The 13881-nt window shown below is 52.8% G+C and carries 12 protein-coding genes; all 12 read right to left on the bottom strand.

The window, feature by feature from the left end; genetic code table 11:
* Positions 1-385 precede the first annotated feature (385 nt).
* Positions 386-796, bottom strand: a complete 411-nt coding sequence (locus CW734_RS11510) for a VOC family protein (protein WP_101190556.1) — start codon at positions 794-796, stop codon at positions 386-388.
* A 71-nt stretch (positions 797-867) separates the two neighbouring features.
* A complete protein-coding gene (locus tag CW734_RS11515; protein ID WP_101190557.1) occupies positions 868-2199 on the bottom strand; it encodes a D-serine ammonia-lyase in 1332 nt (443 codons plus the stop codon).
* A gap of 109 nt (positions 2200-2308) precedes the next feature.
* Positions 2309-2938: an orotate phosphoribosyltransferase gene (gene pyrE, locus CW734_RS11520; protein ID WP_101190558.1), complete on the bottom strand. Its 630-nt coding sequence runs from the start codon at positions 2936-2938 to the stop codon at positions 2309-2311.
* Entirely contained in the window at positions 2935-3627 is a 693-nt protein-coding gene (gene pyrF / locus CW734_RS11525) for an orotidine-5'-phosphate decarboxylase (protein ID WP_101190559.1), read from the bottom strand. The genes pyrE and pyrF overlap by 4 nt, the downstream gene beginning before the upstream one ends.
* Positions 3624-4538 carry a dihydroorotate dehydrogenase gene (locus CW734_RS11530; protein WP_101190560.1) on the bottom strand — a complete coding sequence of 305 codons (915 nt, stop codon included), beginning with the start codon at positions 4536-4538 and terminating at the stop codon, positions 3624-3626. The genes pyrF and CW734_RS11530 overlap by 4 nt, the downstream gene beginning before the upstream one ends.
* Positions 4535-5302: a dihydroorotate dehydrogenase electron transfer subunit gene (locus CW734_RS11535; RefSeq protein WP_101190561.1), complete on the bottom strand. Its 768-nt coding sequence runs from the start codon at positions 5300-5302 to the stop codon at positions 4535-4537. Before CW734_RS11535 ends, CW734_RS11530 begins: the two co-directional genes overlap by 4 nt.
* A complete protein-coding gene (gene carB / locus CW734_RS11540; RefSeq protein ID WP_101190562.1) occupies positions 5299-8487 on the bottom strand; it encodes a carbamoyl-phosphate synthase large subunit in 3189 nt (1062 codons plus the stop codon). The genes CW734_RS11535 and carB overlap by 4 nt, the downstream gene beginning before the upstream one ends.
* Positions 8480-9574 carry a carbamoyl phosphate synthase small subunit gene (locus tag CW734_RS11545; RefSeq protein WP_180956212.1) on the bottom strand — a complete coding sequence of 365 codons (1095 nt, stop codon included), beginning with the start codon at positions 9572-9574 and terminating at the stop codon, positions 8480-8482. Before CW734_RS11545 ends, carB begins: the two co-directional genes overlap by 8 nt.
* Complete coding sequence (locus CW734_RS11550; RefSeq protein WP_101190563.1) at positions 9574-10848, bottom strand: dihydroorotase; 1275 nt, start codon at positions 10846-10848, stop codon at positions 9574-9576. Before CW734_RS11550 ends, CW734_RS11545 begins: the two co-directional genes overlap by 1 nt.
* A gap of 1 nt (position 10849) precedes the next feature.
* Entirely contained in the window at positions 10850-11719 is an 870-nt protein-coding gene (locus tag CW734_RS11555; RefSeq protein WP_101192186.1) for an aspartate carbamoyltransferase catalytic subunit, read from the bottom strand.
* A 135-nt stretch (positions 11720-11854) separates the two neighbouring features.
* The gene (locus CW734_RS11560; protein ID WP_101190564.1) at positions 11855-13144 is read right to left on the bottom strand and encodes a solute carrier family 23 protein; all 1290 of its coding nucleotides are present in this window, start codon (positions 13142-13144) and stop codon (positions 11855-11857) included.
* Positions 13145-13174: 30 nt separating this feature from the next.
* Positions 13175-13714, bottom strand: a complete 540-nt coding sequence (pyrR, locus tag CW734_RS11565; RefSeq protein WP_058383525.1) for a bifunctional pyr operon transcriptional regulator/uracil phosphoribosyltransferase PyrR — start codon at positions 13712-13714, stop codon at positions 13175-13177.
* Between the last annotated feature and the right edge of the window lie 167 nt (positions 13715-13881).

Consider the following 13881-nt stretch of genomic DNA (forward strand, 5'->3'; position numbering starts at 1 on the left):
AATTAGAATGAAGTGTTTTTTTCTACATTCAAAAATCAATGATCTTTCTAAGTATTTGGAGAAGCGTTCGCTCGTAACCCCTTCTGCTCAATAATGCTGCGCATTACTTTCGCAAAGATAAGGTCTCCCGTAGGTCGACCTTATCTTTCCAGTGGATCAGCGAGACGACTGAGACCCCGCAAGGAATGAATGAGCGAAGTTTAGCTGAGCACATTCATTTGCGACGCATCTGCCACGCAGATGTGAGAGCACAAGGGTTTCAAAGCGACTGAGGAGGCTCGATTCCCGCCCCACGGAAAGCGAGCGATAAGCTTCGGAAAATACGGTTTCCTGAGTTTCTTGACAGCCTGAAAACCGCACCGGAACTTTATCCGGTGCGGTTTTTTTATTCGAATGCCTCGTCTTCCATATACATGACTTCCCATAAATGGCCGTCCGGGTCGTGAAAACTCCAAGAATACATAAACTTATTGTCCATCGGCTCGTTTGCGGAACTGCCGCCGGCTGCCATCGCTTTTTCCACCCATTCATCAACGGCCTCCCGGCTAGACGCCGATAAGGCAATGATCGCCTCTGCACATTTGGATGTGTCGGCAATGTCTTTATGGGTGAAGCTTTTGAAGAAGTCTTCCACCAGCAGCATGGCGTACATATTGTGGCCGATGATCATGCAGGTGGCGTTATTGTCCGTCATCCGCTCATCGAAATCAAAGCCCATCTCGCCAAAAAACTTCATCGATCTCTCCAAATCCTTAACCGGCAAATTAACGAAAATCTGGTTCGCTTGAATGGCCATGTCTCCGCTTCCCTTCTTTTTCGTTTATCGTTCACTCTCCTATTCGTGGAATGAACTGAAAATCCTGCCTATCATTTCAGTTTCTTCAACCCTCTTGCATAAAATCCTGCCATCTCTTGTTCGGGGACGAGCGCCCCTCCTGTCAGCCAAACGATATGTGTCGCTTTTTCCGGATCGATGCCATGGTCTTCAGTATAGTTTGTCGCTGCCATCATGAACGGCCCGGCAAACCCGGCTGCTGCGGAAGGTTCGATTTTGATTTCTTCGCTATCCTTCAGCATGGCGAGCAGCGGAAACAACTCTTCATCTTCGACCGTCGCAATCCCTGAAATCAATTGCTCAGAACTTGTCGACGCGAAGCTCGATGCCCTGCCGACTGCGAGCCCGTCCGCTTCTGTCCTGTTGTCGATACCAATGTCCTGGACGCAGATGCCGCTCTTCAAGCCCGTCATGAGACCGAGCAAGACAGCCGGCGAATGCGTCGGTTCGATGAACACCGGGTGGACGTGATCACCGAACATGTGGCGCAGCCCGAATGCGATCCCTCCTGGTGCACCGCCGACACCGCATGGCAAGTAGACGAATAGCGGATGCTCTTTGTCTACCGGAATATCCCTTTGTTCCAGTTGATGTTTCAAACGAAGTGCCGCCACGCTATAGCCGAGAAACAATTCGCGTGATTTCTCGTCATCGACAAAATAACCGTTCGGCAGATGAAGCGTCTCTTCGCGACCTGCCGTGACCGCTTCACTGAAGTCGCCGCTGAATTCGACGACGCGGACGCCTTTTTTCCGAAGCAATTCTTTTTTCCACCCTTTGGCATCGGCTGACATATAGACGGAGACCTTGAAGCCGAGCTCGGCACTGATGATGCCGATGCTAAGCCCCAAATTACCGGTCGAGCCGACGCCGACAGGATAGCTTCCGAAGAATTTTTTTGCTTGTTCCGTTGCAAACCATTCATAAGAATCCTCATGCGTAATAAGCCCTTCTTTTAGTGCCAGGTTCTCTGCATAGCACAGCACTTCAAAAAATCCGCCTCGTGCCTTCACCGATCCTGCAACGGGCAGTTCGTTGTCGCATTTGACGTATAATTTTCCTGGCAGCTGCTGGCCGTAATACGATTCCAATTGCGTATGCATGTGCTCGGCTTCCCGCAATTCCGATTCGATGATCCCTCCCGTTTTAACCGTCTCGGGGAACACTTTCACCAAATACGGGGCGAAGCGCATCCACAATTGCTCCGCCTCCTCCAGGTCATCGATCGTCACCGGCAAGCCTTGTACTTGATCCATTTCCCTGCGCTTCGGGTTCAGCCAGACGACTGGCTTCAAGTCGAGCAAATCTGCCATCAGCGGATGCTCATCCGTCCATTTGTGGATTTCTTGTTTGGTAAGCCCCATGTCTACCGCCTCCTTATCGTTAGTTGTACCATACCACTTTTCGCTTTCTTTATTTCCCTGACCAGCTAAAAAAAACCTTCGCCCATCCTGTTGATGGGCGAAGGTTTTCTTATGAAGTCAATGCGCCGGCTTTTAGTTTTTCGTGCCATTCGCTGAGCATCGGCAAATCTTCTGCCGCTATCGCTCCGCTTTCTTGGGCTTGTTCAACCAGTGCCGGGAAATCCGTCAAAGTATGGAAGGTGAATCCGGCTTCCTCTATCGCTTGCTGTGCTTGAGGCAGCCCATAAGTGAAGATCGCAGCAATTCCAGCCACTTCAAAGCCGGCATCTTGTAAGGCTTGTGCCGCCTGCAGCACGGATCCGCCTTTGGAGATCAAGTCTTCGATGACGACCGCTTTTTGGCCTCGCTCTATTTTTCCTTCAATCAAATTCGATTGTCCGTGGCCTTTCGGTTTCGAACGCACATAGACCATTGGCAGATCAAGGCGTTCGGCCACCCATGCCGCATGCGGGATGCCCGCCGTCGCGGTTCCTGCAATCACTTGCGCATCCGGATACTCGCGGCGTATCGTTTCCGCGAGCCCATCAGCGATCGCCTTGCGGACTTCCGGATAGGACATCGTCAGCCGATTGTCGCAGTAAATCGGCGATTTGACGCCTGAGGCCCAAGTAAAAGGATCGTTCGGGCGCAGCTCCACCGCGCCGATTGATAATAGCTGTTGTGCAATTTGTTTTTTCATGAACGACCGCTCCATTCTCCGTTAATGTAGTGATAGCTTTTTTGCGGGTTTTCCGAGCGGGTGATGGCTCTCCCGACGACGATATGGGTCGAGCCAAGTGCTTTTGCATCACTCGGTGTCGCGATGCGCTTTTGGTCATGGCTTTCCGATGCAGCCGGGCGGATGCCTGGAGTGACGCGCAGGAAATCGCCGCCGCATGCTTCGCCGATCGCTTTCGCTTCATGGACTGAACAGACGACACCGTCAAGCCCCGCATGTTTCGCCAGTTTCGCGTAATGCAAGACCGATTGTTCCAGGCTCACTGCAATCAATTGTTCTTGTTGCATCTGTTCTTCGCTTGTCGAGGTCAATTGCGTCACAGCGATCAACTTTGTGCCGCTGCCTGCAAGCCCGCGTTTTGCGGCTTCCATCATGGCAAGGCCTCCCGCCGCGTGGACATTGACCATATCGACGCCGAGTTCTGCAATGCGGCGCATGGCAGATTCGACGGTATTCGGGATATCGTGCAATTTTAAATCCAGGAAAATGTCGTGGCCGTAGTGATTCAATGTCTGGACGAGTTCCGGCCCTTCCTGGTAGAACAATTCCATTCCGACTTTCAGGAACAAGGGTTCCGTAAACTCCGATAAAAATTCTTCCACATCGAGCTTCGACGGGAAATCGAGTGCAATGATCGGTTTGCTGGTCATAGGCGATGGCTCCTTCCAATTAACTCATGAACCGATTCATAGCCCAGTTCATGCAATCGTTCCGGCAGTTTGTCGATCAGTTCAGGGCACACGAACGGATTGACGAAGTTCGCTGTGCCGACCGCGACAGCATTCGCTCCCGCTGACAGAAAGTCGATGACGTCATCTACTTCCGCGACGCCGCCCATGCCGATGATCGGCAAATCTGTATGGCGTCTCACCTCGTAAACCATGCGCAATGCCACGGGTTTGATCGCGGGGCCTGACAAACCGCCTGTGATATTGGCGATGACCGGGCGTCCCGTTTTCGGGTCAAGCCGCATGCCGAGCAGCGTATTGATCATCGTGATCCCATCCGCTCCGCCTTCTTCGACTGCTTTGGCCAACTGGACGACATCGGTGACGTTCGGCGATAGTTTCACATAGACCGGCACATCCGATACGTCTTTTACCATGCGCGTCAATTCTTTTGCAACATTCGGATCTGTCCCGAAGGTGATGCCGCCTTGCTTGACGTTCGGGCAGGAAATATTCAATTCCAGTGCATGGACATTCGGCGCTTGTGAAATGGTTCTTGCCACTTCCACATAATCCTCTGCGAGCGACCCGGCAACATTGGCGATGATCGGCACGTCGAATTGATTGAGCCACGGCAGTTCTTCGCCGAACACTTTTTCAAGCCCAGGGTTTTGCAGCCCGATGGCATTGAGCATGCCGGATGAAGTTTCCGCAACGCGCGGCGTCGGATTTCCGAGCCGCATCTCGGCAGTTGTCGCTTTGATCATGATTGAGCCGAGTTTCGATAAATCATAGAGCTGGGCGTATTCTTTCCCGAATCCGAAACAGCCGGATGCCGGCATGATCGGGTTTTTCAAGTCGAGGCCAGGCAATTTCACGCTTAAATCCGTCATGAAATCACCACCCCTGCTGGAAATACGGGGCCATCTGAACATACTTTGATGTAATCCGTTTCGCTTCTAGTCGTCCGGCAGACGCACGCGAAGCAGGCACCGATGCCGCAGCCCATGCGCTGTTCATAAGATAAAAACCCTTTTTTCTGCGGGTACGCCCATTGCACCGCTTCGAGCATTGGCGTCGGCCCGCAGGAATAATAGGTATCGAAATCGTTCGGCAAGGCATTCAAAATATGGGTCACGAAACCTTCCGTCCCGTGCGAACCATCGACTGTCGCAATATGCGTATCACCGAGAGCCCTGAATTTGTCTTCATAAAACACCGCTTCACTGCTTTCGAAGCCGAGAATGTGGACGGTTTCCACACCTCTCGCATTCAATTGCAATGCCAGTTCGTATAGCGGCGGCACGCCGATCCCCCCGCCGATCAAATAAGCTTTTTTTCCAGCTTCATCAACCGGGAAACCATGTCCGAGCGGCCCCAGGACATCAAGTGTGTCGCGTTCTGTCTTTTGGGACAATAAGCTGGTCCCGCGCCCTTCCGAACGGTAGATCATCGTGAAGCTCGATGCTTCCTTGTCGATTTTCGCCACCGAGATCGGCCGGCGTAATAGCGGTTCAAAGCTGTCCGCCACGCGCACATGGACAAATTGCCCCGGTTCGTTCATTTCCTGCACTAAAGATCCTGCTACGGTCAGTTCAAAAATGTTCTTTGCGATTTCGATTTGGGAGACGATCGCCATTTTCTCCTGTTTGATCATACACCTGCCCCCATTTCCTCTGCTTGGAATGTCATCGATTCGATGACGCGAAGCATCGCTTCCGCTGTGTCGAGTGAAGTCAGGCACGGCACTCCGTTTTCAACCGATTCCCGGCGGATGCGGAACCCGTCACGTTCTGGCTGCTTGCCTTTTGTCAGCGTGTTGATGACAATCTGCGCGTCGCCGTTTTGGATGACATCTAGCAAAGTACGTCCTTCCGCACCGATTTTCCCAACTTCAGCAACGGCAATGCCTGCAGTTTCGAAAGCTTGAGCCGTACCGCCAGTTGCCATAATTTGGTATCCGATATCTCGGAAGCGCTTCGCCAGTCCAACTGCTTCTTCTTTATCCTTATCCGAGACGGTGAGAAGCACGGTGCCATGGTCTTTTACTTCCATGCCAGCTGCAGCTAGCCCTTTATAGAGTGCTTTTTCAAGCGTGACGTCTTTGCCCATCACTTCTCCGGTCGATTTCATTTCCGGCCCGAGCGTAATATCGACGCGGCGCAGTTTCGCGAATGAGAAGACCGGCACTTTGACGTAGACGCCTTTTTTCAGCGGCGCTAGCCCCGTGGTGTAACCTTGTTCAATAATGCTCTGTCCCAAAATTGCTTTCGTTGCGATATTCGCCATCGGAATGCCGGTGATTTTGCTGAGGAACGGCACCGTGCGGCTTGAGCGCGGATTGACTTCGATGACGAACACTTCACCTTTTGAGATGACGTACTGGATGTTCAACAGGCCGACGATGTTTAAGCCTTTGGCAAGCCGTGTCGTGTAATCCTTCAAAGTCTCGATTTGCTGTTGCGAGATGTTTTGCGGCGGATAGACGGCAATCGAGTCACCGGAGTGTACCCCTGCCCGTTCAATATGTTCCATGATTCCAGGAATCAGGACATTCTCGCCGTCGCAGATCGCATCGACTTCAATTTCTTCGCCTGTCAAGTAACGGTCGACTAACACCGGATGCTCAGGGCTTGCTTCGACTGCGTGTTCCATGTAGTGGATCAAGTCACTTTCGTTGTAGACGATTTCCATTGCACGGCCGCCGAGTACGTAAGACGGGCGGACCAGCACCGGGTAGCCGATGTCCGAAGCGATGACCACCGCTTCTTCTGTCGACACGGCCGTTTTACCGAGTGGCTGCGGGATGCCGATTTCATGGAGCGCCGCTTCGAATTTATTGCGGTTTTCCGCTCTGTCGATGTCTTCAAGCGTCGTGCCGAGAATCTTCACGCCATTTTTCTCGAGCTTGTCGGCCAAGTTAATTGCCGTCTGCCCACCGAACTGGACGACGACGCCTTTCGGTTGTTCGAGGTCGATGATGTGCATGACATCTTCAATTGTCAGCGGTTCAAAGTAGAGCTTGTCGGAAATGGAGAAATCGGTCGACACCGTCTCCGGGTTGTTGTTGATGATGATTGCTTCGTACCCGGCTTCTTTGATCGCCCAGACGGAATGGACCGTTGCGTAATCAAATTCGACGCCTTGGCCGATGCGGATCGGGCCTGATCCGAGCACGATGACGCTTTCTTTGTCGGTGCGAATCGATTCGTTTTCGTCTTCGTAGCTGGCATAGAAATAAGGCGTTTCCGATTCGAATTCCGCAGCGCATGTGTCGACCATTTTATAGACCGGCATCAAGTTTTGCTCTTTGCGCCATTCGTATACTTTTGCTTCTTGCGTATCCCATAGTTTGGCGATCGTTCTGTCTGCAAAGCCCATGCGTTTGGCTTTTCTCGTTGTCTCATAGTCAAACGGGTTTTGCTGCAAAACTTCTTCAAAGCGGACGATTTTATCGAACTTCTCCAGGAAGAACAAATCGATTTGGCTCCAGTCGTGAATCGTTTCGATCGTCACCCCGCGGCGCAGCGCTTCACCGATAAAGAACAGCCGCTCGTCGCCGGCTTTGCGGATGCGTTTTTCGATCCATTCATCGCTCATGTCCGTGCCGTTTTTCAGCTCGAGATGGAATTGCCCTGTTTCCAGCGAACGGACCGCTTTCAGCATCGATTCCTCAAACGTCCGGCCCATTGCCATGACTTCGCCGGTTGCTTTCATTTGCGTGCCGAGGTTGCGTTTTGCCGATTCGAATTTATCGAACGGCCAGCGCGGGATTTTCGATACGACATAGTCGAGTGCCGGTTCGAATGCGGCGTAAGTGCGCCCTGTCACCGGGTTCATCATTTCCCCAAGCGTTAAACCGACCGCGATTTTAGCCGCCAGTTTGGCGATCGGGTAGCCGGTCGCTTTCGATGCCAGCGCAGAGGAACGGCTGACGCGCGGGTTCACTTCGATGATGTAATAATCGAAGCTATGCGGGTCGAGCGCGAGCTGGACGTTGCAGCCGCCTTCAATCTTCAAGGCGCGGATGATTTTCAATGACACGTTGCGGAGCATCTGGTATTCGCGGTCCGATAAAGTCTGGCTCGGCGCAACGACGATCGAGTCACCGGTATGGATGCCGACAGGGTCGATGTTTTCCATATTGCAGACGACGATGGCGGTATCTTCCGCATCGCGCATCACTTCGTATTCGATTTCCTTGAATCCGGCGATCGATTTTTCCAGCAAGCATTGTGTCACCGGGCTGTATTTCAAGCCGCTCGCTACGATTTCGTGCAATTGCTCGTCGTTATGGCAGATGCCGCCGCCCGTTCCGCCAAGCGTGAAGGCTGGACGGACGATGACTGGATAACCAATTCTCTCTACAAACCGCTTCGCTTCTTCCATATTGTGGATGATGTCAGAATCCGGTACCGGTTCACCGAGTTCGTTCATCAAGGTGCGGAACAAATCGCGGTCTTCCGCTTTATGGATCGCTTCCAGCTTGGTCCCTAAGATTTCAATCTCCAGTTCATCCAAAATCCCAGATTCGTCCAGTTCGATAGCCATGTTCAGCCCCGTCTGCCCGCCAAGTGTCGCAAGCAGGGCATCCGGCCGTTCCTTGCGCAAGATGCGGCTGACAAATTCCAAAGTGATCGGCTCGATATACACTTTATCGGCGATTTCGGTATCGGTCATGATCGTCGCCGGATTGGAGTTGATCAAGATGACGCGGTAGCCTTCTTCTTTCAAGGCGAGGCAGGCTTGTGTGCCCGCGTAGTCGAATTCTGCAGCTTGGCCGATGACGATCGGGCCTGAACCAATTACGAGGATGCTTTTGATATCTTGTCTTTTAGGCATGTTGTTGCTCCTTCCGCTGTGCGTTCATCATTTCCAAAAATCGGTCGAATAGATAATTCGAGTCTTCCGGACCCGGTGAGGATTCCGGGTGGTATTGCACGGTGAAAGCTGGGTAATCGAGATGCGCGAGCCCTTCGTTCGTTCCATCATTGAGTGCGCTATGCGTCACTTTCAGGCGCGTTCCTTGCAAGGTTTCTTCATCGACTGCGTAGCCGTGGTTTTGTGAAGTGATTTCGATTTTGCCGGTTACAAGATCGCGCACTGGATGGTTGCCGCCGCGGTGGCCGAACTTCAGCTTGAACGTCTCGGCACCGCACGCTCTTGCGAACAATTGATGGCCGAGGCAAATTCCGAAAATCGGCACTTCGCCGAGCAATTCGCCGACGACTTCCACACATTCAGGAACGTTTTTCGGGTCTCCCGGGCCATTTGACAGCATGACGCCGTCCGGACCCCAGGCGAGAATTTCCTGCGCGCTCGTATTATGCGGCACGACGATGACGTCACATTTGCGTTTGTTCAATTCACGCAAAATCCCGTGCTTCATGCCGTAATCGATCAATACGACGCGCTTGCCGCGTCCCGGGCTTGGATAAGGGCGCGAAATCGACACTTGCGCCACTTGGTCGGTCGGTAAATGGGTTTCTTTCAGCTTCGCGATTACTTGTGCAAAATCCGGTTCTTCCCCAGCAGCCGTCAAAATCCCTTTGATCGATCCATTGACGCGGATCAGCCGAGTCAACTTTCGTGTATCGATTCCCGCGATACCCGGGATGCCCTTTTTCTCGAGCAATTCGCTTAAGCTCATCGTGCTTCTGAAATTCGACGGGAAATCTGCTGCTTCCCGGACGACCATGCCTTTGACAGCTGGGTCGATCGATTCGAAGTCATCACTGTTGATGCCGTAATTGCCTTGCAGCGGGTAAGTCATGGTGACGATCTGCCCGCAATAGGATGGGTCGGAGAGGATTTCCTGATAGCCGGTCATGCTCGTGTTGAACACCACTTCCCCGAATGATGCCGTTTGTGCGCCGAATGCTTCCCCCGCGAATACTGTGCCGTCTTCTAAGATCAAATAACGTTTCATCAGTTTTCCTCCTGCCATACGATGTCACCTCCGAAAATGGTCATTACTGGCCAGCCGGTGCAAGTTTGTCCGCCAAATGGCGTATTCGTTCCTTTGGAAAGGAAATCTTCTGTGCGGATTTCCTGCTGTTTGTCCAAGTCGAGCAGCACCAGGTCGGCTGCTTGCCCTCCCTCAATCGTCCCGTATGGAAGGCCGAACACATCTGCCGGCTTTTTCGTCAACCAGCCGATCAATTGCTGGAGTGTCCATTTGCCGCTTTGGACAAATTCCGTATAAAGGAGCGGGAATGCCGTTTCGAATCCGACGATGCCGAATGGCGCTTTTTCCATGCCGTTCGCTTTTTCTTCCGCAGCATGCGGGGCGTGGTCGGTCGCGATGAAATCGAGTGTGCCGTCGAGCAACCCTTCGTGAAGCGCTTGGTAATCTTCTTGTGCGCGAAGCGGCGGGTTCATTTTGTAATTCGCATCGTCGCCCGGGATGTCATCTTCTGTCAGCAAGAGATGATGGGGTGTCACTTCCGCCGTGACGCGGACGCCTGCCCGTTTTGCATCGCGGATGACGCGCACCGACTCTTTCGTGCTGACGTGGCAGACGTGATAATGGGCGCCGGCCGCTTCAGCGAGCAGGATGTCGCGTGCGATATGCACCGATTCCGCAACTGACGGGATTCCCGGAAGCCCTAGCTCTCGGCTTCGTTTGCCGTCATGCATGACGCCGCCGTAGATCAAGCTATTGTCTTCGCAATGCGCGACGACAGCCATATCGAGCCCTGCCGCTTCTTTCATCGTCTCGAGCATCATCCCCGCTTCCTGGATGCCTACCCCGTCGTCGGTAAACGCGAACGCTCCATGTTCTTTCAGCTCTTTCAAATTGGTCCGTTCTTTGCCCGCTTCGCGGATTGTGATGGAGGCGTACGGCAAAACCCGAATGAGCGCATTTTTTTCGATCAAGCCATTGACGTGATCGAGATTTTCTTTCGTGTCCGGTACCGGCCGTGTATTTGGCATGGCGCAGATGGTCGTATAGCCGCCGCGCGCCGCTGATTTCGTGCCGCTTTCGATGGTTTCCTTTTTCTCTCCCCCCGGTTCACGCAGATGGACATGGACGTCCACAAATCCTGGTGCAATCATTCGGCCTTTGCCGTCGATTTCCGTTTCTCCCTGCCCGTGCAAGTGTGCGCCGATCTCCTCGATGCGGCCATCCTTGACGCGGATGTTCGTTTCCTCCAATTGTTCTCCGTTCAACATCTTTACGTTCTTAATGAATAATCCCATTTTATTCTCTCCCTTTCATTGCATATTCTAGTACTGCCATTCGGACGAAGACGCCGTTTTCCATTTGTTTGAAGATTCTCGAGCGCTTGCACTCGACTAGCGAATCCGCAATCTCCACTCCCCGGTTGATCGGTGCCGGATGCATGATGATGGCGTCTTTCTTCATTTTGCGCTCTCGTGCTTCTGTCAACCCGAACTCAATATGATAGCGTTCTTTGGAAAAAAGAGCGGAGACGGCGTGCCGTTCATGTTGCACGCGGAGCATCATGACGACGTCGGTTTCGTCGATCAAGGCATCTAAATCATCGCTTGTGTCGTACTCGCCGCTCCATTCCTCCGGGCATACGAAGCTGACTTTTGCACCGAGTTGTTTCAGTGCGGCTGCATTCGATTTGGCGACACGGCTATGGGCGATATCCCCGACGATCGTTACGTGGATGCCGTCGATGCGCCCGAACTCTTGGTGGATCGTGTACAAATCGAGCAATGATTGCGTCGGGTGCTGGCCCGAGCCGTCGCCGCCGTTGATGACGGCTACCTTACAGCCTGCTAGCTGCTGGTAATACTCTTCTTCCTCGTGGCGGATGATGACCGCTTTGACGCCGATTGCTTCCATCGTTTTCACCGTGTCATAGAGCGTTTCACCTTTTAGAATACTGGAAAAGGCCGTTTCGAATGGCAATACGGATAGCCCAAGCCGATGTTCAGCCATCTCGAAGCTCATCTTCGTCCGTGTGCTTGGTTCAAAGAATAAATTGACGACTGCCCCGTCGAGTGAGGCCTTTTCGCCACTTTCAAACTGCTCGGCACGCTTCAGCAAGTTCATGATTTTGTCGTTTTCAAGATTGTTCATCGTTAACAGATTCGGCAATTTGCTCACGCCCTTTCGTTGACTGTACAAAAAAACACCTTCCCAGGGGCAGGAAGGTGTAAGGAAATAAGGGTAGACTGCACCCCTATCCATAACCCTTTCCATGCCTCTCTGGACATTCCTTAAAAGGTAAGTTTATTCAGTTCCATCATCCAACTCCTGTTTATCAAGCCCAGGGAGGATCATGTTCAGTATCACACCGACGATAGCGGCCAGCGCCATTCCTTCGATCGCGAACGATTCACTGAACTCGAGTTTCGCACCGCCGATCCCGATGACCAGGATGACCGACGAGATGACCAAGTTGCGGTTGTTGCCGAAGTCGATGCCGTTATCGACAAGCATTCGCAGTCCCGATGAGGCGATGATGCCGAACAACAAGATCGAGATGCCTCCGAGCACCGCTGTCGGGATGGTGTCGATGACCGCCATCAGTTTTCCGAAGAAGGAGAACAGGATCGCGAACACTGCCGCGCCGATGATGACATAGACGCTGAACACTTTCGTGATGGCAAGTACGCCGATGTTCTCGCCGTAAGTGGTTTTCGGCGGCCCCCCGACAAGCGAGGAGATGAACGTCCCGATGCCGTCGCCCAAAATCGAGCGGTGAAGTCCCGGGTCTTTTATGTAATTGCGGTCGACGATCTTCCCGAGGACAAGCTGATGCCCAATATGCTCAGAGATCGTGACAATGGCGATCGGCACCATGACGAACAGCAGTGTCGGCGTCACTTGGAAAGAATAATCGACGCCCGGCACCAGGAATTCCGGTACTTGGAACCAGTTCGCAGCAGCTACCGGGCTGAAGTCGATGATGCCGATCAGTGCCGAGTAGACGTAACCGGCGATGATGCCGATCAGGATCGGCATGAGCGAGATGATGTTCTTGAAGTAAATATTGCAGATGATGGCGGTAGCGAGCGTAACCAAAGCGGCTGAGAAATGCAGCAGGCTGTACTCAGAGCCGCCGTCTGCCGTCGGGATGTTCATGGCCATGTCGACCGCTGTGCCGGACAGAGCCAGCCCGATGACGATGATGACCGGGCCGACGACAATCGGCGGCAGCAGTTTCATGAGCCATTTGTAGCCGGTCTTCCAAATGACTAGCGCGACGATCGCGTAGACGAGCGAGACGAACATCGCGCCGATCATCGCTGAGCCGATGCCCCCTGTTTCCGTCGCGATCTGTATCGGGACGATAAAGGCGAATGAAGACCCGAGGTAAGCCGGAACTTTGAATTGGGTGATGAGGACGAAGATGATGGTGGCGATGCCGCTCGTCAATAGCGCGATCGCGGGGCTCAAGCCAACTAGCTGCGGCACAAGTATTGTTGCGCCGAACATGGCGAACATGTGCTGCAGGCTAAGGGAAATCCATTGCCCCGTTTTTGGTTTATCGTGTATGTCTAGAATGGCATTGCTCAAGCTGTTTCTCCCCTGTCTCTATAGTAATTCTTAATCGTTGATGGTGACGCGGTCGGTGCTGTCGCTTTCTGTCATTTCCACGACGATCCGTTCTTCGCTCGATGTCGGGATGTTTTTTCCGACATAATCGGAGCGGATCGGCAACTCCCGGTGTCCCCGGTCGATCAATACGGCGAGCTGTATTTGTGCCGGCCGGCCGAGGTCCATGACCGCGTCCATTGCGGCGCGGACTGTACGGCCCGTATAAAGCACATCATCGACCAGGATGACTTTCTGGTCTTTAATGCTATGCTCGATATCGACTTGCTGGACAAGCGGTTCCTGGCCCGGATTTTTCTGGCTTAAATCATCCCGGTAAAGCGTGATATCCAGTTCGCCTGTCAGAATGGGCTTGCCTTCGATTTGTTCGATTTTCTCCGCCAAACGCTTGGCGATGAATGCGCCCCTTGTTTTGATGCCGACTAAGATGCATCCGTCGATCCCTTTATTGCGCTCGATGATTTCGTGAGCGATCCGTGTAATCGCGCGTCCGATTGCCTTATCATCGAGAATGACCGCTTTTTCTGCCATGTGTTTCACTCCTTTATGATTGCATCGAAATTTCTGCATGAAAAAACCCTCCGCCGAAGAGGCGAAGGGTGCATAAGCGCAGAAAAAAACCTTCCGGAAGACACACTTCCGGCTTTGCGAATATCCCTTTTCAGCCTCTCTGGACTGTTCTTAAAGGTGATGCGTAT

It is taken from the genome of Planococcus sp. MB-3u-03, from assembly GCF_002833405.1.
Taxonomy (GTDB): Bacteria; Bacillota; Bacilli; order Bacillales_A; family Planococcaceae; genus Planococcus.

Bases quoted from the DNA above. Each gene is read 5' to 3' on its own strand.
- CW734_RS11545 (WP_180956212.1), bottom strand. From the start codon at position 9,574: ATGAAACGTTATTTGATCTTAGAAGACGGCACAGTATTCGCGGGGGAA.
- CW734_RS11550 (WP_101190563.1), bottom strand. From the start codon at position 10,848: ATGGGATTATTCATTAAGAACGTAAAGATGTTGAACGGAGAACAATTG.
- CW734_RS11515 (WP_101190557.1), bottom strand. From the start codon at position 2,199: ATGGGGCTTACCAAACAAGAAATCCACAAATGGACGGATGAGCATCCG.
- carB (WP_101190562.1), bottom strand. From the start codon at position 8,487: ATGCCTAAAAGACAAGATATCAAAAGCATCCTCGTAATTGGTTCAGGC.
- pyrR (WP_058383525.1), bottom strand. From the start codon at position 13,714: ATGGCAGAAAAAGCGGTCATTCTCGATGATAAGGCAATCGGACGCGCG.
- CW734_RS11510 (WP_101190556.1), bottom strand. From the start codon at position 796: ATGGCCATTCAAGCGAACCAGATTTTCGTTAATTTGCCGGTTAAGGAT.
- CW734_RS11530 (WP_101190560.1), bottom strand. From the start codon at position 4,538: ATGACGGATTTAAGCGTGAAATTGCCTGGCCTCGACTTGAAAAACCCG.
- CW734_RS11535 (WP_101190561.1), bottom strand. From the start codon at position 5,302: ATGATCAAACAGGAGAAAATGGCGATCGTCTCCCAAATCGAAATCGCA.
- pyrF (WP_101190559.1), bottom strand. From the start codon at position 3,627: ATGACCAGCAAACCGATCATTGCACTCGATTTCCCGTCGAAGCTCGAT.
- pyrE (WP_101190558.1), bottom strand. From the start codon at position 2,938: ATGAAAAAACAAATTGCACAACAGCTATTATCAATCGGCGCGGTGGAG.